Origin of the sequence: Polynucleobacter sp. P1-05-14 (genome assembly GCF_018881675.1) — a bacterium.
GTDB lineage: Bacteria > Pseudomonadota > Gammaproteobacteria > Burkholderiales > Burkholderiaceae > Polynucleobacter.
Genome location: NZ_JACVPV010000007.1, coordinates 118,859 through 144,481, shown reverse-complemented (window position 1 = coordinate 144,481; position 25,623 = coordinate 118,859). Strand labels below are relative to the sequence as shown.

Annotated in this window: 26 protein-coding genes and 1 tRNA gene; 16 read left to right on the top strand and 11 right to left on the bottom strand. The window is 46.7% G+C overall.

From position 1 onward, the window contains the following. Window positions 1–3 precede the first annotated feature (3 nt). The 3 genes from ICN37_RS05545 to ICN37_RS05535 form a co-directional block, all read right to left on the bottom strand. Window positions 4–1,239, bottom strand: a complete 1,236-nt coding sequence (locus tag ICN37_RS05545) for a hypothetical protein (protein WP_216155420.1) — start codon at window positions 1,237–1,239, stop codon at window positions 4–6. Window positions 1,240–1,377: 138 nt separating this feature from the next. Continuing rightward, window positions 1,378–1,833 carry a single-stranded DNA-binding protein gene (gene ssb / locus ICN37_RS05540; RefSeq protein WP_215321062.1) on the bottom strand — a complete coding sequence of 152 codons (456 nt, stop codon included), beginning with the start codon at window positions 1,831–1,833 and terminating at the stop codon, window positions 1,378–1,380. An 81-nt stretch (window positions 1,834–1,914) separates the two neighbouring features. Beyond that, window positions 1,915–3,099, bottom strand: a complete 1,185-nt coding sequence (locus ICN37_RS05535; RefSeq protein WP_215321063.1) for an MFS transporter — start codon at window positions 3,097–3,099, stop codon at window positions 1,915–1,917. A 37-nt stretch (window positions 3,100–3,136) separates the two neighbouring features. Between ICN37_RS05535 and uvrA the strand changes: the two genes are divergently transcribed. Then, window positions 3,137–6,037: an excinuclease ABC subunit UvrA gene (uvrA, locus tag ICN37_RS05530; protein ID WP_216155417.1), complete on the top strand. Its 2,901-nt coding sequence runs from the start codon at window positions 3,137–3,139 to the stop codon at window positions 6,035–6,037. A gap of 34 nt (window positions 6,038–6,071) precedes the next feature. On the opposite strand, the gene ICN37_RS05525 is transcribed toward uvrA, so the two are convergent. Then, entirely contained in the window at window positions 6,072–8,054 is a 1,983-nt protein-coding gene (locus tag ICN37_RS05525) for a monovalent cation:proton antiporter family protein (protein ID WP_216155415.1), read from the bottom strand. Window positions 8,055–8,065: 11 nt separating this feature from the next. Here ICN37_RS05525 and ICN37_RS05520 point away from each other — a divergent pair, with 11 nt between their 5' ends. The 9 genes from ICN37_RS05520 to rapZ all read left to right on the top strand — a co-directional run bounded on the left by ICN37_RS05520 (window position 8,066) and on the right by rapZ (window position 14,521). Next, window positions 8,066–9,058 carry an SIS domain-containing protein gene (locus tag ICN37_RS05520; protein ID WP_215321066.1) on the top strand — a complete coding sequence of 331 codons (993 nt, stop codon included), beginning with the start codon at window positions 8,066–8,068 and terminating at the stop codon, window positions 9,056–9,058. Between the two features lie 28 nt (window positions 9,059–9,086). Continuing rightward, window positions 9,087–9,659 carry an HAD family hydrolase gene (locus ICN37_RS05515; protein WP_216155413.1) on the top strand — a complete coding sequence of 191 codons (573 nt, stop codon included), beginning with the start codon at window positions 9,087–9,089 and terminating at the stop codon, window positions 9,657–9,659. A 3-nt stretch (window positions 9,660–9,662) separates the two neighbouring features. Continuing rightward, on the top strand, window positions 9,663–10,304 hold the full coding sequence (gene lptC, locus ICN37_RS05510) for an LPS export ABC transporter periplasmic protein LptC (protein ID WP_216155411.1): 642 nt from the start codon (window positions 9,663–9,665) through the stop codon (window positions 10,302–10,304). Between the two features lie 10 nt (window positions 10,305–10,314). After that, window positions 10,315–10,869, top strand: coding sequence for a lipopolysaccharide transport periplasmic protein LptA (gene lptA, locus ICN37_RS05505; RefSeq protein WP_251368468.1), 555 nt, complete (start codon window positions 10,315–10,317; stop codon window positions 10,867–10,869). Further along, the gene (gene lptB / locus ICN37_RS05500) at window positions 10,866–11,633 is read left to right on the top strand and encodes an LPS export ABC transporter ATP-binding protein (RefSeq protein WP_072582701.1); all 768 of its coding nucleotides are present in this window, start codon (window positions 10,866–10,868) and stop codon (window positions 11,631–11,633) included. The genes lptA and lptB overlap by 4 nt, the downstream gene beginning before the upstream one ends. 192 nt (window positions 11,634–11,825) lie before the next feature. Continuing rightward, entirely contained in the window at window positions 11,826–12,149 is a 324-nt protein-coding gene (gene hpf / locus ICN37_RS05495; protein ID WP_012358449.1) for a ribosome hibernation-promoting factor, HPF/YfiA family, read from the top strand. Window positions 12,150–12,182: 33 nt separating this feature from the next. After that, window positions 12,183–12,644 (top strand): PTS sugar transporter subunit IIA, encoded by a 462-nt coding sequence (locus tag ICN37_RS05490; protein ID WP_215321070.1) that lies wholly within the window; start codon window positions 12,183–12,185, stop codon window positions 12,642–12,644. Next, window positions 12,641–13,627, top strand: a complete 987-nt coding sequence (hprK, locus tag ICN37_RS05485; RefSeq protein WP_216155409.1) for an HPr(Ser) kinase/phosphatase — start codon at window positions 12,641–12,643, stop codon at window positions 13,625–13,627. Before ICN37_RS05490 ends, hprK begins: the two co-directional genes overlap by 4 nt. 3 nt (window positions 13,628–13,630) lie before the next feature. Beyond that, window positions 13,631–14,521, top strand: a complete 891-nt coding sequence (rapZ, locus tag ICN37_RS05480; protein ID WP_215321072.1) for an RNase adapter RapZ — start codon at window positions 13,631–13,633, stop codon at window positions 14,519–14,521. Here rapZ and mutY read toward each other — a convergent pair. Further along, complete coding sequence (gene mutY / locus ICN37_RS05475; protein ID WP_216155407.1) at window positions 14,466–15,611, bottom strand: A/G-specific adenine glycosylase; 1,146 nt, start codon at window positions 15,609–15,611, stop codon at window positions 14,466–14,468. The genes rapZ and mutY overlap by 56 nt on opposite strands. After that, window positions 15,596–16,432: a bifunctional DNA-formamidopyrimidine glycosylase/DNA-(apurinic or apyrimidinic site) lyase gene (gene mutM / locus ICN37_RS05470; RefSeq protein WP_216155405.1), complete on the bottom strand. Its 837-nt coding sequence runs from the start codon at window positions 16,430–16,432 to the stop codon at window positions 15,596–15,598. Before mutM ends, mutY begins: the two co-directional genes overlap by 16 nt. A 35-nt stretch (window positions 16,433–16,467) precedes the next feature. Between mutM and ICN37_RS05465 the strand changes: the two genes are divergently transcribed. The 6 genes from ICN37_RS05465 (at window position 16,468) to pth (ending at window position 21,429) form a co-directional block, all read left to right on the top strand. Then, window positions 16,468–17,955 (top strand): outer membrane lipoprotein LolB, encoded by a 1,488-nt coding sequence (locus ICN37_RS05465; RefSeq protein ID WP_216155403.1) that lies wholly within the window; start codon window positions 16,468–16,470, stop codon window positions 17,953–17,955. A gap of 11 nt (window positions 17,956–17,966) precedes the next feature. Next, the gene (gene ispE, locus ICN37_RS05460) at window positions 17,967–18,845 is read left to right on the top strand and encodes a 4-(cytidine 5'-diphospho)-2-C-methyl-D-erythritol kinase (protein ID WP_216155401.1); all 879 of its coding nucleotides are present in this window, start codon (window positions 17,967–17,969) and stop codon (window positions 18,843–18,845) included. Window positions 18,846–18,850: 5 nt separating this feature from the next. Beyond that, a tRNA-Gln gene (locus ICN37_RS05455) sits at window positions 18,851–18,927 on the top strand. A gap of 54 nt (window positions 18,928–18,981) precedes the next feature. Next, entirely contained in the window at window positions 18,982–19,947 is a 966-nt protein-coding gene (locus ICN37_RS05450; protein ID WP_215321077.1) for a ribose-phosphate pyrophosphokinase, read from the top strand. 136 nt (window positions 19,948–20,083) lie between these two features. Further along, a complete protein-coding gene (locus tag ICN37_RS05445) occupies window positions 20,084–20,728 on the top strand; it encodes a 50S ribosomal protein L25/general stress protein Ctc (RefSeq protein WP_216155400.1) in 645 nt (214 codons plus the stop codon). A gap of 110 nt (window positions 20,729–20,838) precedes the next feature. Continuing rightward, on the top strand, window positions 20,839–21,429 hold the full coding sequence (pth, locus tag ICN37_RS05440) for an aminoacyl-tRNA hydrolase (protein ID WP_216155398.1): 591 nt from the start codon (window positions 20,839–20,841) through the stop codon (window positions 21,427–21,429). Between the two features lie 21 nt (window positions 21,430–21,450). On the opposite strand, the gene ICN37_RS05435 is transcribed toward pth, so the two are convergent. From ICN37_RS05435 to ICN37_RS05415, 5 genes are read right to left on the bottom strand one after another with little or no spacing between them, the layout of a single operon-like run. Next, window positions 21,451–21,717 carry a YfhL family 4Fe-4S dicluster ferredoxin gene (locus tag ICN37_RS05435; RefSeq protein ID WP_215321080.1) on the bottom strand — a complete coding sequence of 89 codons (267 nt, stop codon included), beginning with the start codon at window positions 21,715–21,717 and terminating at the stop codon, window positions 21,451–21,453. Window positions 21,718–21,742: 25 nt separating this feature from the next. Continuing rightward, on the bottom strand, window positions 21,743–22,240 hold the full coding sequence (gene coaD / locus ICN37_RS05430) for a pantetheine-phosphate adenylyltransferase (protein WP_072582688.1): 498 nt from the start codon (window positions 22,238–22,240) through the stop codon (window positions 21,743–21,745). Between the two features lie 36 nt (window positions 22,241–22,276). Continuing rightward, window positions 22,277–22,849 (bottom strand): 16S rRNA (guanine(966)-N(2))-methyltransferase RsmD, encoded by a 573-nt coding sequence (gene rsmD, locus ICN37_RS05425; RefSeq protein WP_323482711.1) that lies wholly within the window; start codon window positions 22,847–22,849, stop codon window positions 22,277–22,279. A gap of 46 nt (window positions 22,850–22,895) precedes the next feature. Beyond that, the gene (locus tag ICN37_RS05420) at window positions 22,896–24,233 is read right to left on the bottom strand and encodes a pitrilysin family protein (RefSeq protein ID WP_216155396.1); all 1,338 of its coding nucleotides are present in this window, start codon (window positions 24,231–24,233) and stop codon (window positions 22,896–22,898) included. Continuing rightward, a complete protein-coding gene (locus ICN37_RS05415) occupies window positions 24,233–25,597 on the bottom strand; it encodes a pitrilysin family protein (protein WP_216155394.1) in 1,365 nt (454 codons plus the stop codon). Before ICN37_RS05415 ends, ICN37_RS05420 begins: the two co-directional genes overlap by 1 nt. Window positions 25,598–25,623: the final 26 nt, after the last annotated feature.

Sequence of the window (25,623 nt, the reverse complement as noted above, 5' to 3'; positions counted from 1 at the left end):
AACTTAAGGCGTCGTAGTCTGGATGCTTACTTGTGCGGGCTTGCCATATATCTTTTCCAGATTTGTATGAATACTTGGGGCCTGAGAAAAGCAGCTATTTACTAAAGCTGGGTTCAAGTACCAGCCTACATAGCCTTTTGCCTCATCAATAAATGACTTCATCACAATTGCACTGTCAACGTCATCAAGACCTGCTGACTTCAATTTCGATAAGGCAATGGAGCAGGCGCGAGTGAGATCGGCCCCCTCCACTTTTGTCACTTGCTGCAAAAGACTTGGCGCTGAACTATTTAAGAGTTGCATAAAGTTTTGACTAGAACCAGGCACCTGGAAATTTAAAATATAATCTGATGACAGGTTTTCACGGGTAGCCAAATCCACAATGTTCGCTACGGTTGGATAGAAGATGCTTCTGAAGTATTGAACCTCTAACTTCACTGTAAACATTAATTGCTTATCTGCTTTGGGATCTTTTTGTAGTTGCTGAATTTGTTTATCCGTCAGACTACTTACGCTTTGATCAATCTTGTATACAGGGATTTGCACTGCGCTAATTCCTCGACGCAACTCTGACCAGCTAAATGTCACGGGCACTTTTGCATCAATCATTCCCTGCAAAAGACTATTGGCTTTTTTCTGGGTATCGCTCATCACTGAATTACCAACAGTCGCTGAAATACCCCCAATCGCCGCTGCTGATCCGCCTGTTGCCACCATTGCCGCTGCGCCGAGAAGTAATTTTGCAGAACCCACAAAGTCTTGATTGGAATCATTCGAGCTTCTGACATTCAGGACCAAAGATAGATTTCCTGGATTAAATACTGAGTAAGCACCAAGACTGGTGATTGGCACTATCTGCAATGGTGTAGTGCTCAGAGAAGAGCACTCAGAGCCACTATCTCTACCATCAAAAGTCCCAATTGGAATGTCTACTTTATCAAGCTTACTCTTAAACCCATAGGTAACAACCGATAGAACAAGCTGAGTTTTATCCGATCCCCAGAAACTACGACTAGCCATCTGCGTGCATGTATTAACTGGAATCACTTCAGAAGTAATTGTTAGGTAGCCGTCATTGCCCCGGCCTTCTTGCAACCATTCGGGGGAATCTCCTTTAACAAAGGAAGGATTCATATCCGGAAAGAAGAAGGGGGCACCATAAGATAAGCTAGGCATGATGGCCGCAAGCACTACTGTGCATAGCAAAAATACTAACTGCCTTATTCCTCTGATATTCATATGGTTATTTTAAGGTCAATAGTGAATGTTAGATTTACATGCACCCAAGAATCCCGATCACATAAAAGAAAACCCCAATAACTAATTGGGGTTTTGCTGGTTTTTAGTAAAAACTACTTACTAGGCATTCCGAAGTTATTAAAACGGAATATCGTCGTCCATTGCACCTAATGATGCAGCGTTTGATGCTGCTGGGGCAGACTGCTCAGCCGGCTTTGAGCGGCTATAGCTCTCGCCACCATCACCACTTCCACCTACTGGCTTGCCACCAAGCATTTGCATTGTTTCTGCAACGATCTCTGTGGAATACTTTTCTTGGCCACTAGCGTCAGTCCATTTGCGTGTGCGCAAACGACCTTCAACATAAACCTGCGAACCTTTTTTGAGGTACTGACCAGCGATTTCTGCAAGCTTGCCAAAGAATGCAACACGGTGCCATTCTGTGGTTTCTTTCATTTCGTTAGTTTGTTTGTCTTTGTAGCGATCAGATGTTGCTACTGAGATGTTTGTAACTGCGTCGCCACTTGGCATATAACGCGTCTCTGGATCACGTCCTACGTTACCTACGATGATGACCTTATTTACCGAAGCCATGTTGTCTCCCGAAGAAAAATACTACTGTTATTACTGCTAAAAAATAAACTGCTCGCTTTAATATAATCAATGAAGCTGCGGTTATGTCGTTGTGCTTACATCCTTGGAACCTGATGCTCTCGTTGGCATTTCACCCATCGACCAAGCAATTATAAGCCAGCAAACGAGGAGTGCTGCACCCATGGCAAAGACCGATAAATCACCGTGGCTATCCATCAAATAGCCCCCAATGACCGCCCCTGAAAACAAGCCAATGGATTGCGTAGTGTTGTAAACACCTAATGCAGTGCCCTTGGATTCTTTAGCAAAACGAGACACCAAAGAAGGTTGTAAGGCCTCGAGTAGATTGAAGCCTACAAAATACACTAGTAGCGCAATTGCAATCGTCATGACTGAATTGGCTTGCGTAAAAATCAATTCTGCAACCAGCAATAAAACAATCGCAACTAACAAAATGGTTCTTAACTTCTGCTTCTTTTCACCATAGATAATGGCGGGTGCCATGAAGACAAATGACAGTAGTACTACAGGAAGATAAATTTCCCAGTGTGAAGAAAGTGGTAATCCTGCCTGCACCAAGAGTCTAGGAACCACCAAGAACATCGCAACTTGAGTTGCATGTAATACAAATACACCGAGATTCAAGCGCATCAAGTCCGGACGAAAGAAAACTTCTTTCAATGAAGCTTGTTGCACTTTCGCTTCAGGCTTACTCGTTGGCAAAACGTAATAAGTCACAAACATCGCAATCACACCCAACACTGCCAGAACGATAAAAATTCCGCTCAGACTAATCGCTCGATAAATCGGGGCGGCAATCACTAAAGACAAAGCAAACGAGAGGGCAATACTGCCACCTACCAATGCCATAGCTCGAGTGCGAACCTGCTCGCGAGTCAAATCCGCTACCCATGCAGAAATCGCCGCTGAGACGGCCCCAGCCCCCATAATCCCGCGGCCAATCGCAATCCAAAGCAAATCATCTTTGGCGGCACAAATTAAAGCTCCAGCCACAAACAGGGATAGACCCCATAAAACAACGGGTTTACGCCCAATTCGGTCCGATAAACGGCCTAAAGGGATGTAAAAACAGGCCTGAACAATATTAAAGATTCCGAGAGTCAAACCGACCCAAAGTGCGTGCTCACCACCCGGCAAGCCACGCGCATGGAGGCTAAAGATGGGCAGTAGCAAGAATAGGCCCAGCATACGGAGGCCAAATATGCCTGCTAAGGCCAGAGTGGAGCGAAGTTCAGAAGGATTCATGGGAAAGAGCTATATTAACAAGTTACGCTAAAAAATCATGAATAACGAAATCAAGATCCGCGGTGCCCGCACCCACAACCTCAAAAACATCAATCTAGACATCCCTAGAGAGAAACTCGTCGTCCTTACTGGCTTATCTGGCTCAGGCAAAAGCTCATTGGCTTTTGACACGCTGTATGCAGAAGGTCAACGCCGCTACGTGGAATCTCTCTCAGCTTATGCCCGCCAGTTTTTGCAACTCATGGAAAAGCCAGATGTCGATACGATTGAAGGGCTTTCACCAGCGATTTCGATTGAACAAAAAGCCACCAGCCATAACCCTCGCTCCACCGTGGGTACCGTTACTGAAATTCATGATTACTTGCGTTTGTTATTTGCCCGCGCAGGCACGCCCCATTGTCCAGACCACGATCTACCTTTAGAAGCACAAAGCGTTTCTCAAATGGTCGATACCGTACTCTCAATGCCTGAAGATACGAAGTTGATGATTTTGGCTCCAGTAGTGAGCGAACGCAAAGGTGAATTCGTTGACCTCTTTCAAGACCTGCAGGCACAAGGCTTTGTGCGCTTTCGTGTGCGCTCTGGTGGTGGTACAGCAAACGTAGCAAAAGCCGAGATTTTTGAAGTGGATCAATTACCAGCGCTCAAAAAGAATGATAAGCATTCGATTGAAGTAGTGGTTGACCGCATCAAGGTACGTCCCGATATTCAGCAACGTTTGGCAGAATCTTTTGAGACAGCCCTACGTTTGGCGGATGGCAAAGCCATGATCGTCGATATGGATACTGGCAAAGAGATGATTTTCTCCAGCAAGTTTGCTTGCCCAGTTTGCTCATACTCTTTGCAAGAATTAGAGCCGCGTCTCTTCTCTTTTAATAACCCGATGGGCGCCTGCCCTTCCTGTGATGGCCTGGGTCACCAGTCTTTCTTTGACCCAAAGCGCATCGTTGCGCATCCTGATTTGTCACTCGCCTCTGGTGCCATTAAGGGGTGGGATCGCCGCAATCAGTTCTACTTCAAACTACTTCAAACCCTAGCTAAGCATGGCGGCTTTGATGTGGAGAAGCCATTTGAGACGCTGAACAAAAAGCAGCAAGATCTGATTCTCTTGGGCTCTGGCGATGTCACTATTCCTTTCGAATACATCAACGAGCGTGGCAAGAACAGCATTCGTGAACATGCCTTCGAAGGCATTGTTGCCAACTTTGAAAGACGCTATCGCGAAACCGATTCCATGACAGTTCGTGAAGAACTATCGCGCTATCAAAATGTCCAAACTTGTCCTGAATGCAATGGCAGCCGTTTACGCAAAGAAGCTCGCTTTGTCAAAGTGGGTGAGAAGAAACAATCTCGTGCGATATACGAGATCAGCGCCCTACCACTAAAAGAAGCAAAAGAATATTTCGAGACCCTTGAGCTCAAGGGTGCCAAACGAGAAATCGCTGACAAGATTATTAAAGAGATTGGCGCACGTCTACGCTTCTTAAATGATGTAGGCCTAGACTACCTTTCACTCGAGCGTAGTGCCGACACTCTTTCTGGCGGTGAAGCCCAACGTATTCGCCTAGCAAGCCAGATTGGCTCTGGCTTAACGGGGGTGATGTATGTATTGGACGAACCTTCAATTGGCCTGCATCAACGCGATAACGATCGCCTGATTGGCACCCTGAAGCACCTGCGAGATTTAGGTAATAGCGTTTTAGTCGTTGAACATGATGAGGATATGATTCGCGCCTCTGACTGGGTTATTGATATCGGTCCTGGTGCTGGTGTTCATGGTGGCGAAGTGGTCGCTCAAGGCACGCCAGCAGAAGTTGAAGCCAACCCAAATTCCTTAACTGGTGCTTACCTTGCCGGCCGTGAAGCAATCGCGGTTCCAGAAAAACGGATTCCGGTAAATGATCGCTTTTTAGAAATCATTGGTGCGCGCGGCAATAACTTGCAATCTGTTCATGCAAAAATTCCCGTTGGCTTGTTAACTTGCGTTACTGGTGTATCAGGCTCTGGTAAATCCACCTTAATTAACGACACCTTGCATCATGCAGTTGCTCAGCACCTTTATGGTTCTAATGCAGAGCCTGCGGCGCACGATGCAATTAAGGGTTTAGAACATTTTGATAAAGTCATTAGCGTTGACCAATCTCCTATTGGTAGAACTCCGCGCTCCAACCCCGCCACCTACACGGGACTATTTACCCCAATTAGAGAACTCTTCGCAGGCGTTCCTGCATCACGTGAACGGGGCTATGAAGCGGGTCGCTTCTCCTTTAACGTTAAAGGTGGGCGCTGTGATTCTTGTGAAGGCGATGGCGTTCTTAAAGTAGAGATGCACTTCTTGCCTGACGTGTATGTTCCCTGCGATGTTTGTCATGGAAAGCGTTACAACCGTGAAACTTTAGATATTCGCTACAAGAGCAAGAATATTCATGAAGTGCTCTCGATGACTATCGAACAGGCCCATGAGTTTTTTGAAGCGGTGCCCGTTGTTAAGCGCAAACTCAAAACATTGCTAGACGTAGGTCTGGGCTACGTGAAGCTTGGACAAAGCGCAACCACCTTATCTGGCGGTGAAGCACAACGCGTAAAACTTTCTCTTGAACTCTCCAAGCGTGACACCGGCAGAACCTTATATATTTTGGACGAGCCAACTACTGGTTTGCATTTCCACGATATTCAATTATTGCTAACTGTGATTCAAACACTGAAGAAGCAAGGCAACACGATTGTCATCATTGAGCACAACCTTGATGTGATTAAGACTGCGGATTGGATTATTGACTTAGGGCCTAAGGGCGGCGCCGGTGGCGGGCAAATCATTGCCACCGGGACACCAGAAGACGTAGCTAAAAATGAATTGAGTTTTACAGGTCACTACTTAGCGCCATTGCTAACTCGTAAAGCGCCTACTCCTGTAGCCGGTAAAAAGAAAAGTAAGTAAAGCAATAAAAGCGCGCAGCGCTATTAGATTGATCTCAGAGTAATTTAGCTTCAGCCAAATCGGTTGCCTCTGAATTGCCTGAGATCACCAAAATGTCGTTGGCCTCAAGCTTGAGATCCGGAATGGGGTCCAACTTCACATAATCTGCGTTTCGACCCTTGCGACGTACTGCCTGAACATTGACGCCTTCTTTCTCTAGGTCAAGCTCGCCTAAAGCTTTACCAATCGCTTTTGACTGGGGCAGCAGCGTAATGGCATGTAAACGCCAAGATTCATTGGAGCCAAAGTCATCGTCCGCAGATCCGCGGAAGTAGCCCCTCAATAGGCTGTAGCGCTCTTCCCTTGCTGTTGTGATGCGTCTCACTACCTTACGCATTGGCACACCCATGATCAATAGAACATGGGAGGCGATCATTAAGCTACCTTCAATGAGTTCGGGCACGACCTCAGTAGCTCCAGCTGCCTGCAACTTGGCGATATCCGCATCATCTCTAGTACGCACCAATACCGTCATACCAGGACGTAAGCGCTCTACCTGACGCAAGACTCGCATACTTGCTGCGGTATCGGCATAAGTAATCACGACCGCCTTTGCCCTTGAAAGGCCAGCAGCTACTAAATAGTTTTCACGACTAGCGTCGCCATAAACTACATTGTCGCCAGCAGCCGCAGCTTCTTTAACGCGATCAGGATCTAAATCCAAGGCAATGTATGGAATTTTTTCTTGATCAAGCATGCGGGCCAAACTTTGACCTGAACGACCGAAGCCACAAATGACCACATGGTTTTCATTACGAACACTCTTGGAAGCAACACGAGTTAATGCAAGCGATTGCAGCAACCATTCGTTACTGGCAAAACGCATCGCAATGCGATCGCTATATTCAATGAGGAATGGTGCGCAGAACATGGAGATCAACATCGCTGCCAATACTGCTTGACTCAAGGTGGGATCAATTAGATCCAGGCCATCAATTTGATTGAGCAAAACAAAGCCGAATTCACCTGCTTGAGCTAAGCACAAGCCCGTTCTAATGGAGATGCCAGGACTAGAGCCAAAGCTCCGTGATAGCAAAGCAATAAGGCCAAACTTGAAGATGAGTGGGCCAACGAGTAAAACCAAAACCAATATCCACTGCTCACGAATGACGTTGAAATCGAGCAACATGCCAATCGTCACAAAGAAGAGGCCGAGCAAAACATCGCGAAACGGCTTGATATCCTCTTCCACTTGATGGCGGTAAGGCGTTTCAGAAATCAACATGCCAGCTAAGAACGCACCAAGCGCTAGCGACAAACCAAAGTGCTCGGTAAGCGCCGCCATACCCAAAACAATCAACAACAGATTGAGCATGAACAACTCTTGTGAGCGCAACTTAGCAACCAACTTAAACCAATGGCTCATCAAGCTTTGGCCAATAAAGAAAATTAACACCAAAGCAACGGTAATTTTGATTGAGGCCGCAGTGAGCGCAACAAATAAATCCGATGGATTTTTTCCAAGTGATGGCAATAAGATCAACAGGAAGACCACGGCCAAATCCTGGAATAACAAAATACCCACGACATTGCGACCATGCTCTGTCTCTAATTCAGCGCGATCAGAAATCAATTTGGTCACAATTGCGGTGGATGACATTGCCAGCGCACCACCCAAAGCGATCGCAGCATGCCATGAGATGGGATAAATCCAATTCATTAGCAAACTGGCGGGGATTACTAAAAGCATTGTCAAAATGACTTGGCTGCCACCAAGACCAAATACGATCGATCGCATTGCCCTTAATTTATGCAGGTTAAATTCCAAACCAATCGAGAACATCAAGAAAACCACGCCAAATTCAGCCAAATACTTCACTGTGGCTGAATCATTCGCCAAGCCCAAGGCATTAGGCCCAATCAGCACGCCAATGGCCAAATAGCCCAAAATGGGGGGTAAGCCAAAATAGCGGAAAATAACCACTCCGGCCACACCCGAGGCCAGGAGAATGAGGGTTAATTGAAGGACTGACGGCATATACTTACTCGATGATAGCTAAGACTCGTGAACGTACCCTAAAGCTTGCGCGCGACACCCTCACTATTGAGGCTGCTGCACTGCAAACTATGCGTGATCGCCTTGAGGGCGCCAATGCTGATGCCCTCGTCCTGGCGGTTGAACTTTTACATGACTGCAAAGGCAGAATCGTCGTTTCTGGAATCGGCAAATCGGGCCATATTGCTCGCAAAATTGCCGCTACTTTTGCTTCCACAGGCTCCCCTGCATTTTTTGTTCACCCCGCTGAAGCCAGCCATGGTGACTTAGGCATGGTTACTAGAGATGATGTTTTTGTCGCACTTTCTAATTCCGGCGAGACCGATGAGCTTTTGACTATCGTGCCAATCGTGAAACGCACTGGCGCAAAACTCATTGCCCTCACTGGCGCTCCAAATTCCTCCCTTGCCAAATTGGCAGACGCGCATTTAGATACCAGTGTTGAAAAAGAGGCTTGCCCTTTAAATCTAGCGCCCACTACCAGCACTACTGCAGCACTAGCCATGGGCGATGCACTTGCTGTCGCCTTACTAGATGCACGCGGCTTTGAAGCTGAAGACTTTATTCGCTCACATCCCGGCGGCAGACTAGGTCGTAAGCAATTGATGCATGTCAGTGAAGTAATGCGCAGCCTTGCAGACACACCAAAAATCTCCATTGATGCATCACTACAAGATGCCTTGTTAGAGATGACCTCAAAGCGTATGGGTATGGTGGTAATCCTAGATGCCAACAAAAAAGTATTTGGCATATTGACTGATGGCGACTTGCGTCGCCTTCTAGAAAAAACTACTGACCTGAGCGGCATCAAACTCGAGAGTGCAACCACTGCCGATCCTCGCACCATTCCAGCAGAGTTACTTGCTGAAGAAGCGATCGAGATGATGGAGAAACATCGCATCAATCATTTAGTGGTAACAGATAACCAAGGCCATTTATTAGGCGCATTAAATCTACATGATTTATTTGCAGCCAAAGTCATTTAACCTCCATTAGTAATCGAGTTTCCCTTTCATGCCCAGCGCTTTCAATACTCACAAGACCAACCCTCTAACTCAATATCCACAAGCATGGGAGCGTGCAGGCAAAGTGAAGCTTTTGGTATTGGATGTTGATGGCGTATTAACAAATGGGCAAGTTTGGATTGGCTCTGATGGCAAAGAATCTTTAAAAGCCTTTGATATTCAAGATGGTTTAGGCATCAAATTATTAGAGCAATGCGGCATTCCGACTGCCATCATTACCGGCAGAAACTCCAAAATGGTTTTGGCGCGCTGCGAAGAGCTTGGCATTAAACATGTTCACATGGGTGTTGAAAACAAAGCTATTGCCCTGAAAGAAGTTCTTCAATCTCTGGGGCTGACTGCGGCTGACTGCGCTGTTATGGGTGACGATTGGCCAGACATGCAAATGATGAAAAATGCAGGCTTTCGTATTTGCCCAGCACAAGGTCACGAAGCTGTTCAAGAATTTTCCCACTTGGTGACGACACGCAATGGCGGTAATAGTGCAGTGCGTGAAGTATGTGACCTGATTCTCAAAGCCCAGAATCGCTACGAAGAATTACTTCTTAAGGCTCGTAGCTAAGCAATGCAGTTAAAACCTCAGCAAATTAAGGTCGGCATCGGGCGCGCTTTGTTGCGCCTACTACCCTTGATATTAATGGGAGCACTCACGCTGGCAACTTTTTGGCTGGTCCAAAAAAATACTCCACCAGAAAAATCCCCCCTAGAACGCGTGCGTCTGCATGAGCCTGACTACACCATCAAAGATGGTGCACTATCTGCCCTAAATGAATTAGGCAATACCAAATACCGAGTGTTAGGCGTTAAAGTCACTCACTATGATGACGATGCTTCTATCGATATTCTGACGCCGCGCATGCGCCTATTCCAAGCTGAGAAAGCGCCTGTAACTGTAAAGTCGGATACAGGACATCTCGACGGCGACCTCACCATCCTAGATTTATACGATAACGCTAGCATCTTTCGCCCAGCTCAAGAGGCGACTGCATCACAGCCAGCTACCTTAAGAATGTTGGCTAGCTCAAGCTATTTCAAAGTGCTTATTAACGATGACATTATTGAAACCGATCGTCCAATTACCCTTGAGCAAGGAATGTCGATCCTGAACTCCACTGAAGGTGGTGTGTTTAACAACATCGAACAAAGTATGGTGCTCAGCGGCCAAGTTAAAGGACGTATTGAGCGCGCCCCACGGAACCACCAATAAAATGATGTCGATGAAAATATTATTGGTTCGGCTTGTGCTCCTGAGCTTTGGGCTCTCCCTTGCATCTTTGTCGTTCGCAGAAAAAGCAGACCAAGATAAACCCGTCATTCTGGAAGCGGAAAAAGTTTCTGTAAACGACGTTAAGCAAATCTATGACCTCAACGGTCAGGTGCTACTGATCAAAGGCAGCATTATTGTTACTGGTGAGGATGGCCACATTGAAGTCGATCCCCAGGGTTATGAGTTTGTCGATGTCGTGGGTACTCCAGAAGCGGTTGCGAGCTTTAGACAACGTCGCGAAGGCCTTGCAGATGAATTCATGCAAGGACGCGGCGCCCAGGTTACCTATGACGCCAAGACAGAATTTCTGACGTTGACAGGCGATGCCAGCTTGAAGCGCTTGCTCAATATGCAAATGCTCGATCAATTAAAGGGCTGGAAAATTGAGTACGATGATGTAAAGCAGTACTATCATGTCACGCCCCCTAAAGATGCAAAACCGGATGATCTGCCCTTAGCAAGAGCCATCCTTTCACCAAGACGAAAAGCAACCCTAGAGAAATGACAGCGGATTTAGCCCACATCGATAATGCGCCCACACTAAGCGCCCATAATCTACAAAAACGGTATGGCTCAAGAACCGTGGTTCGTGATGTATCCGTACAAGTCAGATGCGGTGAAGTGGTAGGACTACTAGGCCCAAATGGAGCAGGCAAAACAACTTCGTTCTACATGATTGTTGGACTAGTCCCACTCGATGGTGGAAATATCGTTTTAGATGGCGCAGATATTACGCATTTACCGATTCATGAACGTGCTCGAATGGGTCTCTCCTATCTACCACAAGAAGCCTCTGTATTTAGAAAGCTCAACGTAGCTGAAAATATTCAGGCAGTCTTAGAGCTTCAAGCTCAAGGTGGCAAACCCCTGACTAAGGCTGAAATTGCCAACCGCCTAGATGAGCTCTTGGGTGAACTCCAAATTAGTCATCTGCGCAATAACCCAGCCCTCTCTCTATCGGGTGGTGAACGTAGACGGGTAGAAATTGCGAGAGCACTAGCTTCCCAGCCAAAATTTATCTTGCTAGATGAACCCTTTGCCGGTGTTGACCCTATCGCCGTTGGGGAAATCCAGCGCATTGTTCGCTTCCTACGGGACCGCCAAATTGGGGTACTAATTACCGACCACAACGTCCGCGAAACCCTAGGTATCTGTGACCACGCCTACATCATCAGCGAAGGTAGCGTATTGGCAGAAGGCAAGCCTGATCAGATTATTCAGAACGATGCCGTCCGCAGAGTCTATCTGGGCGAAAACTTCCGGATGTAGGCCAGACGAGGCTTCCCGCTTTTAAAGCAATAATAATTTCACTTCCCTCTTGGTTTTCAGCAAATTCGCTGATACGCTGGAGGCTCATGGTTTATCTTCCAAAAAAACAGCACAAAAAATTTCAGGGGCTTGCTGCGCACCCCGGGCATGACTATGCGCACGCATCTATAGCATCTATAAAAGGAGTCGCTAATGAATTTGAAAATTAATAGCCGTCACGTGGAAGTTACCCCTGCCATGCGCTCTCATCTTGAGGCGGGTCTAGCCAAAATTCGTAAGCACTTCGATCACGTCATTGATGCGTCTGCCTTCCTGGTAGTAGATAAAGCCAAAGAGAAGGACCTACGTCAAAGCGCCGAGATCACCATTCACCTTAAGGGGAAAGATCTGTTCGCTGAAGCACACAATGCCGACCTCTACCACGCCATGGATGCAGTGGTTGATAAGTTAGAGCGCCAAGTTGTTAAACACAAAGAAAAGATTCAAGATCATCACCACGAAAAGCATTTTGAGTGATCTAGTGCGTCAGGACACCTATAATCAATTCACATGAATGCCCTGACCAATCTTTTTACTCCCGACTGCATTGCATTAGATATCCCCGCCACAAGCAGGGCTGATGCATTTGCAGCCGCTGGAGAACTGTTTTCTAAACAAACAGGAATAACAGCCAACTCCGTTATAGAGTTCCTCAATGCTCGTGAAGATTTAGGCTCCACCGCCCTCGGTGCTGGTGTGGCCATCCCTCACGGTCGTGTGAAAGGCTTAAAGCAGCCGAGCGCAGCTTTTATGAGACTGCAAAACCCCATTGAGTTTGCAGCTCCGGATGGTGAAGCGGTTTCCATCTTAATTTTCTTGCTGGTGCCAGAAAAAGCAACCCAACAACATTTAGAAATTTTGTCTTCGATTGCTCAGCTGCTATCGGATGCCGACGCTCGCGAGTCCTTATCGTCTACTGCAGACCCCTTAAAGGTTTGCGAACTCTTACAACACTGGGGTACAGCAAAATGACTCAGCCATTACTCCTAGAGGGAGTAACTGCTCAGCAGATTTTTGATGACAATGTTTCAGAATTAAAGCTGTCTTGGATTGGCGGTCTTGAAGGTGCCGACCGCACCTTCCCCCCAGAAGCTGTAAAAATAGCTGCAGCCAGCTCCGACTTAGTAGGTCACTTAAACCTTATTCACCCGAGTCGTATTCAAATCTTCGGCGAGCAAGAGGTTGAATATCACGCAGCTCTGGAGCCAAAACAAAGGCAAGAGCAAATTGCCAGTTTGATCTCCAAGATGCCTCCTTGTGTCATTGTGGCTGATGGTAAGAGTGCAGATCCAGATCTGCAACTATTCTGCCAGCGCTCCTCAACGCCACTATTCACCACCACTATTTCTGCTGCGGAAGTGATTGATCATTTACGCACTTACTTAACCAAAATTGGTGCCCCTCAAATCACAATGCATGGTGTCTTCATGGACATTCTGGGCTTGGGTGTACTTCTTACTGGCGAATCTGGCCTAGGTAAAAGTGAATTAGGTCTCGAACTCATTTCTCGTGGACATGGATTGGTAGCCGATGATGCGGTTGACTTTGCACGTCTTGGACCTGATTACATTGAGGGTCGCTGCCCCGTCATCTTGCGCAACCTACTTGAGGTACGTGGACTGGGATTGCTCGATATTCGGACGATCTTTGGTGAAACCGCAGTACGTCGTAAATTAAAACTACGCCTCATTGTTCAGCTCGTTCGTAGAACCGATGGCGAATTTGAGCGTCTACCCCTTGAGGCCCAGCATATCGACGTACTAGGCATCCCCATTCGTACGGTCAAAATTCAGGTGGCTGCAGGTCGCAACTTAGCCGTACTAGTTGAAGCTGCTGTACGCAATACCATTTTGCAATTGCGCGGTATCGATACCTTAAAAGAATTTATCGAGCGTCAACGTATTCAGATGAATGCTGAGTCAGAATCCTCAAAGTCCCAAGGACGCCTACTCTAAGCCATGCAAATCAATCTGATTACCGGAATCTCAGGCTCAGGTAAATCAGTAGCCCTGAGGGCTTTTGAAGACGCAGGCTATGACTGCGTTGACAATCTTCCTGTCTCGCTTCTAGAAAACCTCATCTCCACTCTTGAAAAAGAAAAGTGCGAGCAAGTTGCGGTCGCCATAGATGCTCGTCGCGGACAATCTATTGCAAACTTGCCGTCCATTCTCGAGAACCTACGTAAAAATCATCAGGTCAGAGTGGTATTTCTAAATGCCGATACCAATACTTTGGTGCAACGCTTCTCGGAAACCCGTCGTCGCCATCCCTTATCTACTAATGGCAAACAATCTCAATCGGCAACCCTGATTGAGGCAATTGATAAAGAGCGTAATTTGCTGGAGCCCTTACGTGCCCAAGCGCACAGCATCGATACCAGCAACCTACCTGCTCATGCACTGCGTTCCTGGATTCAAGATCTTCTCAAAGACAAACCGGTAGGTCTCACAGTAGTTTTTGAATCATTTGGTTTTAAAAAGGGTGTGCCCAGCGAAGCGGACTTAGTTTTTGATGTGCGCTGTCTACCAAATCCTCACTATGACAAAGTACTGAGGCCCCTTACTGGCAACGACAAGCCCGTGCAAGAATTTCTGGAAAAAATTCCGGAGGTGATGAGCATGGAATCTGACATCACCCAATTCATTAACAAGTGGTTGCCCCATTACATTGCTGATGGTCGCAGTTATTTAACGGTTGCTATTGGTTGTACTGGCGGCCAACATCGCTCTGTCTATCTCGTAGGCCGCTTGAGCGAACACTTCCGCGCCCAAAAGGACCTCATGGACTTGCAACTTAATTTTTTAGATCGTCACCGCGAACTAGATTCAATCCCTGCAGCAAAAGCTTAATCGGCTGCGGCAGGCCATGGCGCCCTAGCTGAGCCAACGGCACCCACTTCAGATCTGGATTTAAGAAGGCCAACTCTTTTGGAGCGCTTACCTGCCATATCTGCATCCACAATTTGCGGTGCGTAAAGACATGCTTAATTTCTTCGGTCTGCTTTATGGCTTTACAAGCTTTTGTAAGGGCTGCCAATTTTTCTTCGGGCAATGTAGCTGCAAATAATTCCGGTGGGCTTATCTCAACAATTTTTGCACGAGCTACCCTGGGGGTCCAAGGCCCTTCAGGCAAAGACCACAGACCGCCCCAGATAGCTTTACTTGGGCGCTTTTTCAAGAGGATGGAGTTGCCGGAACGCATCAACAACATATTGCAATCAAATTCTGGGGATTTAGTCTTCTTGGTTTTTTGTGGAAGCAAAAGGACTTGACCGCTTAAATTGGCTTGGCAGTCTTTTGCGAATGGGCATTTTTTTTCTGACCCTAAACATACTGGTTTGCGTGACGTACACCAAGTAGCGCCAAAGTCCATCAGTGCCTGGGTATAGACCGGCATATCTGTAGGCTCAATTGGTAGTAAATCTATTGCTAAATCCCACAGTCGATCGTTGATCTTCTTATCTTGTATCGCACCTTCAATGGCAAATAAACGCGCCAGAATGCGCTTCACATTCGCATCCAAAATAGGTGCTCGTTCATGAAAAGCAAATGCAGCGATTGCGCCAGCTGTAGATCGCCCAATCCCTTTTAATTGCTCAAGCAAAATGGGGTCACTTGGAAAATTGCCACCAAACTCTGTCATGACCTGCTTTGCGCACGCGTGTAGATTTCTCGCGCGCGAGTAATACCCTAATCCCGCCCACTCAGCCAATACTTCATCGATATCAGCGCAAGCTAATTTTTTAACTGTAGGAAAGCGCTCCATAAAACGTGGGTAGCGCTCAAGGACAGTAGCCACTTGAGTTTGTTGCAACATGATTTCTGAGACCCACACCGCATAAGGGTCTCGATTACCTTGCCAAGGCAAGCCTGAGCGCCCACTGATCGCATGCCAAGCAACTAGCTTTGATGCAAATGTGTTGATCAGCGTTTTTGACATTGAGTACAAAAATAAGTGGAACGTTGGCCCTGCACTATTTGACTAATAGGCGTCCCACATACCTTACACGGAAGTCCTTTGCGGTCATAGGCCTTGGTTTGGACCATAAAGTGTCCAGGATCACCATCGCTATTTACAAAATCTTTCAAACTACTGCCGCCAGCTGCAATCGCTTTTTTCAAAATCAATCTCACCGCTTCAGCCAAACGAGAACATTGCGGACGTGTGAGCTTTCCTGCAGCTTTAGCTGGATGAATACCCGCCTCAAATAAACTTTCAGAACAATAAATATTGCCAACACCGACAACCGCTTGCCCTGCCAAAAGAAACTGCTTCACAGCAACACTGCGTTTGCGGGATTTTTGATACAAAATATCCGCGCCCAGCTCACCCGCAAACTCCGGAGAAAATGGCTCAACGCCTAACTTTTGCAAAAGCGCAAATGCTTCAATGGGACCTTTTGATTTGGGATGCCATAAAACGGCACCAAATTTTCGTGGGTCATGTAAACGCAAACTGAACTTACCGAACTCTAGCGTCACGCGATCATGAATCTTAAGGGGGTCCGAGCTTGGGAGTACACGCAAAGTTCCCGTCATCCCCAAATGAATCAGTAAGTAGCCCGTATCCATTTCTAATAAAAGATACTTCCCACGCCTTTCAATAGCATGCACTTTTTGCCCAGGCAAGCTTTTAGAGAGGTTGGCGGGCACTGGCCAACGCAAGCGTCCATCAATAATATTGACGGCGCTGACCTTGCGCCCCTCAAGATGGGGGGCGATTCCTAATCGGGTGACTTCTACTTCTGGAAGTTCTGGCATAAATGGATTGTAGATTCGCGGATTAGAATGTGCTTATGAGTAAATTCACACTGAAACCTCTTTTAAAGGGTTTATTCCTGGCAGCCCTCACTGGTGGAGTCATTTCATCAGCTCATGCCCAAACCCAGGCAAATGGATTACAAACTGGCGAAGCGGTCTTTGAGGTGCTCGCCTCTGAAATCGCCCTTCAGCGGGGTGAGGCTGGCTTGGCTTACAACACCTACCTGGAGATGGCGCGTCAATACCAGGACCCCAGGCTTGCTCAAAGAGCTATGGAAATTGCGATTGCTGGAGGTTCCCCAGATTTAGCCATGCAAGCAGCGAAAGCTTGGGATGAACTCTCTCCAGCTTCGGATACCAAACCTAAAGAAGTCCTGGTAACGCTATTGATCTTAAGTAATCGCTGGTCTGATGCTGTCAAGCCAGCAATTACTCTATTGCGCCAACAAACTCCCGCCGAACAGGAGAATACTCTTTTGCAATTACAAGCATTGCTTGCTAAAGCGAAAGATGAGTCGGATGCTTTACGCGCTTTTTATGAAATCGCATCTACTGTCAAGATTCCACCCAAAGATCCGGGCCTGCTTTATACCTATGCCATGTCTGCTGAAAAAGTAGGTCACATGGATGTAATGGAAAAAACACTGCGTGACATTTTGCGCAAGAACCCAAACGATGTAAATTCTCTTAATGCCCTTGGCTATTCTCTAGCTGACCGCAATTTGAAGTTACCTGAGGCATATGCGCTCATCAGTAAAGCACATCAACTGTCTCCAAAAGATAGTTTTATTTTGGACAGCTTGGGTTGGGTCAATTTTCGTCTAGGTAAAAATACCCTCGCATTAGAACAATTACAACAAGCATTTGCTATGAAACCAGAAGCTGATATTGCGGCTCATACTGGTGAAGTGTTGTGGGCCATGAATCGCCGTGCGGAAGCTGAAGAGATGTGGCGCCAGGGACAAAAAATAGACGCCAATAATCCAACCCTGAAAGAAACCTTACAACGTCTAAAGCCAGACTGGGCAAGGGATGACCAAGCATCTAAGGGCTCATGGGATGGGCGCTTTGCCGTCAAAGTCATTGGCTTAACTGTGTCACAAAACCAAGGTGGCTCTGGTGGCTTTACCTTGACCCAAGAAGCATTAAAGGATGTTTTAGAAATACGCAATCCCATGGGTGGCTCGATTGCAAAAATTACTATTACGCCAGGTGAAGCCACACTCGAAAGTGATGGCAAAGTAGTTACTGCAGTTGATGCAGATACCTTATTGCAAAACACATTAGGCCTACCACTACCAGCTCGCGGATTATCAAACTGGTTAAGAGGCGAAGTGCGTCCTGGAAGCGAGGCAAGTGTTGATAGAAATGCAAATGGTCAAGTAAGTAAAATTAGTCAGGATGGCTGGGACTTGGTATACACCTGGAGCAATACCAATCGCCTCGAAAAACTCACCATGACGCGTAGCTCGAATATCGGATCGATTGATATACGCCTCGTGTTTGACCGCCCGAATGACTAAGCAAAAGAACAATGGCGAAACCCGATTCTTTATCTCTTCGTTCGCCGGCTAAGCTCAATCTTTTTTTACACATCGTCGGACGTAGAGCAGATGGTTATCACCTACTTCAGTCTGTTTTTCAACTAATTGACTGGTGTGACACCATCCACCTAAAAAGCATTTCTGAAAATGAAGTGCGCCGCATCAATCCCATTCCCGGAGTTCCGCCAGAACAAGATTTGGTGGTTCGCGCAGCTAAGCTACTAAAAGATTTTTGCAAGATTGAGGCTGGCGTTGAAATCCATCTTCATAAAGAAATTCCGATGGGGGCGGGTATGGGGGGCGGGTCCTCTGACGCAGCAACTACATTGATTGGTCTTAACGCCCTTTGGAATCTCAATCTCTCTAAAGAAATGCTTTGCACCCTTGGGCTTCAGCTCGGTGCCGATGTCCCCTTCTTCATTTTTGGTCAAAATGCCCTTGTTGAAGGCATTGGGGAGAAAATTCAAGAAATTTCCCTCCAAACCCCTGATTTTTTGGTGATATTTCCCAATCAAGGCATCTCAACAGCAAGCATTTTTCTAGACCCGGAATTGACCCGAGATCACGCTCAGATTACAATTGATGGCTTTCTTGCATCGCCATTGTCATATCAATTGAATGATTGTCAGGCTGTAGCGATGCGGATTTGCCCAGAAGTGAAGCAAGCTTTGGATTGGATTACCCAGGCAGTACCGGGCTCACAGCCCCGAATGTCTGGTTCTGGTAGTAGCGTTTTCGCAGTCTTAGACCCTAAGACCGACACCGCAAAACTAGAAAATCTTCTGCAAAATCTTCCTGAAGGGTGGGTAGGTCGGGTTGTTCGGGGGCTAAATAAAAATCCCGCTTACAATTTGATTTCTTCAGATTGACCTGTAGGGGAATCGCCAAGCTGGTTAAGGCACTGGATTTTGATTCCAGCATGCGAAGGTTCGAATCCTTCTTCCCCTGCCAAGTACTGTAGAAACGATAAAGATAACCTTTTGACCCCACAAAACCCATAAGACTATGTCCTCCACAAACGCAGATTTATTGACTCTTTTCACAGGCAACGCAAATCCCGTTTTGGCTGAGGCTGTAGCCAAAGAACTAAAACTCCCAATGGGAAAAGCCTTTGTTGGCCGATTCTCTGATGGCGAGATTCAAGTAGAAATTCAAGAGAACGTCCGCGGCAAGAATGTCGTGGTGATCCAATCAACCTGCGCACCTACAAATGACAGCTTAATGGAGCTCATGATCATGATTGATGCTCTGAAACGAGCATCTGCAAGTCGCATAACCGCAGTGATTCCTTACTTCGGTTATGCCCGTCAAGACCGCCGCCCTCGTTCTGCCCGCGTAGCTATTTCCGCTCGGATTGTGGCTAACATGCTTCAGTCAGTAGCTGGCATTGAGCGTGTTTTGACTATGGATCTGCATGCTGACCAAATTCAGGGCTTCTTTGATATTCCGGTAGACAACATCTATGCTTCCCCAGTCCTTTTGGCTGACTTGGAGGCACAGAAAACTAAAAAAGACTTGATCATTGTGTCTCCAGACATTGGCGGCGTGGTTCGAGCCCGTGCAATGGCTAAGCAATTAGGCACTGATTTGGCGATTATTGATAAACGCCGTCCTAAAGCAAACGTATCCGAAGTGATGCACCTCATTGGCGAAGTAGAAGGCCGCCATTGCGTCATCATGGATGACATCATCGATACCGGTGGAACCCTCTGTAAAGCCGCTGAAGCGCTTAAAGAGCGCGGCGCTAAGGGCGTTACCGCCTACTGTACTCACGCCGTGCTCTCAGGCGGTGCTGTAGCCCGTATTGCAGCCTCTGAATTGGATGAGTTGGTTGTTACCGACACCATTCCCCTGACTGCAGAGGCCATGAAAGTATCCAAAATTCGCCAATTGAGCGTTGCTCCGATCCTCGCTGAAACCCTTTCCCGCATCAGCAAAGGTGATTCAGTGATGTCGATGTTTGCTGAATAAGTCAAAAATCACCGTTTTACCCCGGTTTTTGGCAGTTTTAAGCCTTTTGTAGGCAAAAACACTCTTTCCCACGATATAATTGAAGGCTTTTCTGTTTGGTCGCGGACGGAAATTAACCTTAATTAGGAAAATCATCATGAAAGTAGTTGCCTTTGAAAGAAGCGTACAGGGAACGGGTGCGAGCCGCCGTCTGCGCAATTCCGGAAAAACTCCGGGAATCGTTTACGGTAGTAAAGATCCAGCCTTGGTAATCGAGTTAGACCACAACGCGTTGTTCCATGCTCTCCGCAAGGAAGCATTCCACTCATCCATTTTGGATTTGGAAATTAGCGGTAAGACACAAAAAGTGTTGTTGCGCGATTACCAAATGCATCCATTCAAGCCATTGGTATTGCATATTGACTTCCAGCGCGTATCTGCGACTGAGAAAGTTCATATGCGCGTTCCATTGCACTTCGCTAATGCTGACACTTCAGCTGCTGTGAAATTGCAAGGCGCTGTTATTAGCCATATCCTCACTGAACTCGAAGTTTCTTGCTTACCAGCAGACTTGCCAGAGTTCATTGAAGTGGACTTGGCGAAGATTGAAGTTGGTCACGGTATTCACGCTAAAGACATCGCATTGCCAAAAGGCGTTACCTTGGTATTGCATGTTGAGCAAGAGAATCCAGTACTTGCTAACGCACGTATCCCATCAGTTAAAGGTGCTGAGCCTACAGACGCGCCTGCTGCACCAGCAGCCGCAGCCTCTGCAGCTGAGGCACCAAAAGATAAAGCTTAATTTTTAGCTCAATCGCTTGTACAAGAAGGCCTGCGCAAGCGGGCCTTTTTTATTGCCCTAAGTTTTCACTCTTTTTTGGCGAAATACTTTTATATCTTTAAACTCTCAACATGACTAAATTAATTGTTGGCCTAGGCAATCCTGGAGATGAACATAAAGAAGATCGGCACAATGCTGGCTTCTGGTTTGTTGACGTCTTGGCAAAACAACTAAGCACTCGTTTTGAATCTGAAAAACGCTTTCATGGCAAAGTAGCTAAAGCTAAATGGGAAGGCGAAGATCTTTACTTACTCAAGCCAAGCACTTACATGAACCTGAGTGGGCAATCGGTTGGCGCGCTATGCCGCTTTCACAAAATCACTCCTGCGGATATTTTGATAGTCCAAGATGAACTGGATTTGAAGCCTGGTACTGCACGACTGAAGTTAGGTGGCGGCACCGGCGGTCACAATGGCTTGAAAGATATCCAAGCGCATTTAAGTACCCCAGATTATTGGCGCTTACGCTTAGGCATTGGCCACCCCAGAGATTTAGCTGGTGATGGACGCCCGATGGATGTTGCAGATTATGTATTGCGTAGACCTCAATTGGACGAGCAAAAACTTATTGATATCAGCATTGAAAATAGCCTGCAAATTTTGCCGCTCTATTTAAAAGGCGACACTCAAAACGCTATGATGGAGTTGCACTCCAAGGGCTAATTACTGAACTAAGCTGCTCAGTTAAGCTGTATTGGCTTTTTTGGCAGCAGTTAAACGCGTGAACTTCACCATTAACTGCTCTTGAGTTTCTGTGTGCTCAGGATTAAATGGGATGCAGTCGACTGGACAGACCTGGCGACATTGGGGGGCATCATAGTGACCTATGCATTCGGTACATTTATCGGGATTGATTTCATAAATCTCCAGACCCATATAAATAGCATCATTCGGACACTCTGGCTCGCAGACATCGCAGTTGATGCATTCGTCCGTGATCATTAATGCCATGATTTACTCGCCAAATTTCATTTGGTCACTCTTTATTCTGAGTACCTGAAGCAATTTTCCTGACGAGCCATTTTTCCACTGATGGAAAAACAAACTTACTCACATCACCACCCATTGAAGCAATCTCACGTACGAAAGTGCCTGAGATAAATTGATACTGATCGGATGGGGTTAAGAATAAAGTTTCAACGTCAGGAAGCAGGTAACGATTCATGCCTGCCATTTGGAACTCATACTCAAAATCAGATACAGCACGTAACCCCCGCACGATCACGCGCGCTTGATGCTCGCGTGCAAAATCTTTTAATAAGCCAGTAAAGCCAACGACTTTTACATTCGGATAGTGGCCAAGTACTTCCTTGGCGATAGCAATGCGCTCTTCTAAATTGAAGAATGGACGTTTGCTGCGACTGTCGGCAACACCCACAATCAACTCCGTAAAAATGCTCGATGCGCGGCGGACCAAGTCCTCGTGACCACGAGTAAATGGATCAAATGTTCCAGGGTATACGGCAACTGTCATAACGTTCCTAAGGCTTTATCGGCTACAGGCAAGAGTTTAGCCTCTTCCACCCCGAAATAGACAGGCTTTTACCTGTCCAGCCTCTAAGTATTTTCCACAATGCCAGTCCGGTAGTAGGGCCTCCACCTCCTCGCGTGGTCGACTAGAGGGAAATTCCACATAAATACCACCGCCTGCCGAGTCATCACAAACCCTAGCTGCCTGGATAACGGCGCGATCTAATAAACCCGAATCCTGGAATGGTGGATCAATAAAAATTAAATTGCTAGAACGATCTGCCTGCTGCTTCAGAAACTCAAGGCTATCTCGCTGCAAAATTTCTACAAGGCCAGCAGCTGGTGAAGACTGCAATAAAGCAAAATTGGCTGTTAAATTTATGTAAGCCTTTTTTTCTTTCTCCAGCAACACAACCAATGCAGCGCCTCTTGATGCGGCCTCAAAACCCAAAGCACCGGTACCCGCAAAAAGATCTAGGCATCGTAAACCTGTTAAATCTTGTCCCAACCAATTAAAGAGCGTTTCCCGAATGCGATCAGTTGTAGGGCGTAGGCCAGGCAGGTCCAAAACCGTTAGCAAACGACTTCTCCAATTACCACCAATAATCCGCACCTTCTTCGGCGGCTCAGTCTTTAAAGGCTTGCTTACTTTATTGGGCTTATTTATTTTTTGCTCCCAATACAATAATCTTCATACGATCCATTGCAAGGTATTTTTGGAATGCAGTCTTGACCTGCTCCAAAGTTACCGCCTCAACTTGCTTAGTCCATACATCCATCGTATCGAGCGGCAGGTCATTCCATGCAATTGAAGAGACGTTATCCAACAACTTACGATTGTTATCAATCCGCAGCGGGTAACCATTCACTAAGTTTGCTTTAGCAGCCACAAGCTCAGATGGAGTAGGTCCATCGGCGATAAATTGAGCAGTGGTAGAACTCATCACCTCTAAAGCCAGCGCAGCCTGATCACTCTTGGTTTGTAGGCCCGCTTGAAAAATGCCATTCTCTTTTCCAGGAATAAAATAGCTAAACACGCTGTACGCAAGACCGCGCTTCTCGCGCACCTCAGCCATCAAACGAGAAACAAAACCGCCGCCGCCCAAAACATAGTTACCAACCAGCAATGGGAAGTAATCAGGGTTGTTGCGAGCAACCGCCGTCATCCCCATAGCAATGTGGGCCTGCTGAGAGTCAAAAGGAATTTGAATTTCTCGTTGCGCCAGAGGCTCTACAGGAGAGCGCTCGAGTTCGGGCAACTTTGCGATGGGCTGACCCGAAGCTGGAATCTGCTTTAACAAAGCTTTAACGATTTCTTCTGCTTGAGCACGGTCAACATCGCCAACAATACTCACAATCATGCGATCACCGCGATAAAACTGCTTATGAAATTGCACTAAGTCATTTACGCTTACAGCAGCAACTGATTTTATTGTTGGCGAATCAGCTAGAGGATAGTTTTCATACACTGACTTTTTAAAACGACGCTCTAGAACAAACTCGGGTTTAGTTTCCGCCTCAAGCAAACTTGTTATCGTTCTTTGTTTCTCACGCTCAACAATTTTTGAATCGTAAGTCGGCTCGCTCAACATAGTAGAGGCTAGTTGTACCGCTCTATCGCGCAAGTCTTTTCGACTCAAACTGCGAATGCGCAAGATTGCTCGCTCACCGCTCACTGATAGGCCAATATTGGCTCCAAGATCAGCGATTTCATCAGCTATTTGAGCTTCAGTGAGAGCCCCTTTTTTACCCCTAACCCCATAATTCATAAGGCCTGCAACCATATCGGCTAGGCCACTTTTGCCAGCAGGGTCATAGCGATCGCCTGCATCAATGCTCACTTCAATGTCTACCATCGGCAGCGCTTTGGTTTGCACTAAATATGCCTTGGCACCCTTATAAGAATCTAACTTCTCGATCGGTAAGATGGCGTGCGCGTTACTAAGCAAGCCAAAAGCAAAGAGGCAAACTGAAATACCTTTAACAAAGAGATTCATCACTTGCTCTCCTTACCTGCAGCTTGACGCGCCTGAGGATCCAATACCGCAATCGTCAAACCCTCATCAACCAGATATTTTTTTGCAACTGCTTGCACTTGCTCAGGTGTAATGGTTTGCATTTTCTCCAGTATGTAATCGATGTCCTTCCAAGAAAATCCTGCCATCTCTGTACTGCCAATTTCCATTGCTTGACCAAAGATAGAGTCGCGCTTATAGATTTGCTCCGACAGGATGCGAACCTTAATTCTTTTGAGCTCAGATTCAAGAATTCCTTTTTGCTTTAATTCGTCAAGCGCCTTGCGGATGCTTGCCTGAGCCTGATCGACTGTTTTTCCTTTAGCCATCGTGGCGCTAATTAAAAATAGTTCTGGCCCACGAGAAATCATGTCGTAGCCCACACCCACATCATTCACTACTTTTTCCTGCTTAACGAGAGTGCGGTTTAAGCGGGCATTGTCATAGCCATCCAGCACTGCTGTCAGAAGCTCTAAGGCATATGGCTCGGGGTCATCCAGCTTGCCATGCTCAAGACGGGGCACCTTCCAAGCCATGGCTAATTGAGCGCTATCAGCTGGCGCCTTTACCTGAACCTGCTTAATACCTTTTTGAGGCGGCTCAATTTGTGGCTTACGCACTGGCAACTCATGAGCAGCGGCAGCGCCGTAGTACTTCTCCACCATATTCAACACTTTTTTAGCATCCACATCACCGCTGATGACTACGGTTGCATTGTTTGGCTTATACCAACTGCGATACCAATCTCGCGCATCGGATGCTTTCATATTCTCTAAGTCATTCATCCAACCAATGACCGGATGGCGATATGGGGAGCTCATATAAGCAGTTGCCATTAATGATTCGTTGAGCAAACTACTAGGATTGTCTTCTGTTCGTAAACGGCGCTCTTCCATGATGACCTGAATTTCTTTTAAGAATTCTGCATCATCAAAATTGAGGTTAGACATACGATCCGCTTCAAGCTTGATCACGTCTTCTAATTTTGATTTTTCAACTTGCTGAAAATAAGCGGTGTAATCGCGCGAGGTAAATGCATTCTCGCGCCCACCGACCGCGGCTACCAAGCGAGAAAATTCGCCTGCCTTCACTTTGTCGGTACCCTTAAACATCATGTGTTCAAGCACGTGTGCAACGCCCGTCTTCCCATTGACCTCATCCATTGATCCAGCACGATACCAAGCCATATGAGCTACCGTTGGCGCACGATGGTCTTCCCTGACAATCAATTTGAGGCCATTGCTCAACTGATACTCATGCGTATCCTCTGAATCAGGACCAGCAGCCCAAGTAAGTTGACTAAATACAAAGAATAAAAAGGAAAATCGAAGTAAATTGGAAAGCATCTGCTAAATCACCATATCCCTAGAAT

Coding starts and splice junctions, on each gene's coding strand:
- pth (WP_216155398.1), top strand. CDS start 20,839: ATGACTAAATTAATTGTTGGCCTAGGCAATCCTGGAGATGAACATAAA.
- ICN37_RS05515 (WP_216155413.1), top strand. CDS start 9,087: ATGCCCAGCGCTTTCAATACTCACAAGACCAACCCTCTAACTCAATAT.
- uvrA (WP_216155417.1), top strand. CDS start 3,137: ATGAATAACGAAATCAAGATCCGCGGTGCCCGCACCCACAACCTCAAA.
- ICN37_RS05535 (WP_215321063.1), bottom strand. CDS start 3,099: ATGAATCCTTCTGAACTTCGCTCCACTCTGGCCTTAGCAGGCATATTT.
- mutY (WP_216155407.1), bottom strand. CDS start 15,611: ATGTCAAAAACGCTGATCAACACATTTGCATCAAAGCTAGTTGCTTGG.
- ICN37_RS05490 (WP_215321070.1), top strand. CDS start 12,183: ATGAATGCCCTGACCAATCTTTTTACTCCCGACTGCATTGCATTAGAT.
- lptA (WP_251368468.1), top strand. CDS start 10,315: ATGAAAATATTATTGGTTCGGCTTGTGCTCCTGAGCTTTGGGCTCTCC.
- ICN37_RS05525 (WP_216155415.1), bottom strand. CDS start 8,054: ATGCCGTCAGTCCTTCAATTAACCCTCATTCTCCTGGCCTCGGGTGTG.
- ICN37_RS05465 (WP_216155403.1), top strand. CDS start 16,468: ATGAGTAAATTCACACTGAAACCTCTTTTAAAGGGTTTATTCCTGGCA.
- ispE (WP_216155401.1), top strand. CDS start 17,967: ATGGCGAAACCCGATTCTTTATCTCTTCGTTCGCCGGCTAAGCTCAAT.
- ICN37_RS05545 (WP_216155420.1), bottom strand. CDS start 1,239: ATGAATATCAGAGGAATAAGGCAGTTAGTATTTTTGCTATGCACAGTA.
- lptB (WP_072582701.1), top strand. CDS start 10,866: ATGACAGCGGATTTAGCCCACATCGATAATGCGCCCACACTAAGCGCC.
- hpf (WP_012358449.1), top strand. CDS start 11,826: ATGAATTTGAAAATTAATAGCCGTCACGTGGAAGTTACCCCTGCCATG.
- ICN37_RS05445 (WP_216155400.1), top strand. CDS start 20,084: ATGAAAGTAGTTGCCTTTGAAAGAAGCGTACAGGGAACGGGTGCGAGC.
- ICN37_RS05450 (WP_215321077.1), top strand. CDS start 18,982: ATGTCCTCCACAAACGCAGATTTATTGACTCTTTTCACAGGCAACGCA.
- ICN37_RS05520 (WP_215321066.1), top strand. CDS start 8,066: ATGATAGCTAAGACTCGTGAACGTACCCTAAAGCTTGCGCGCGACACC.
- mutM (WP_216155405.1), bottom strand. CDS start 16,432: ATGCCAGAACTTCCAGAAGTAGAAGTCACCCGATTAGGAATCGCCCCC.
- hprK (WP_216155409.1), top strand. CDS start 12,641: ATGACTCAGCCATTACTCCTAGAGGGAGTAACTGCTCAGCAGATTTTT.
- ICN37_RS05435 (WP_215321080.1), bottom strand. CDS start 21,717: ATGGCATTAATGATCACGGACGAATGCATCAACTGCGATGTCTGCGAG.
- lptC (WP_216155411.1), top strand. CDS start 9,663: ATGCAGTTAAAACCTCAGCAAATTAAGGTCGGCATCGGGCGCGCTTTG.
- ssb (WP_215321062.1), bottom strand. CDS start 1,833: ATGGCTTCGGTAAATAAGGTCATCATCGTAGGTAACGTAGGACGTGAT.
- ICN37_RS05420 (WP_216155396.1), bottom strand. CDS start 24,233: ATGAATCTCTTTGTTAAAGGTATTTCAGTTTGCCTCTTTGCTTTTGGC.
- rapZ (WP_215321072.1), top strand. CDS start 13,631: ATGCAAATCAATCTGATTACCGGAATCTCAGGCTCAGGTAAATCAGTA.
- ICN37_RS05415 (WP_216155394.1), bottom strand. CDS start 25,597: ATGCTTTCCAATTTACTTCGATTTTCCTTTTTATTCTTTGTATTTAGT.
- coaD (WP_072582688.1), bottom strand. CDS start 22,240: ATGACAGTTGCCGTATACCCTGGAACATTTGATCCATTTACTCGTGGT.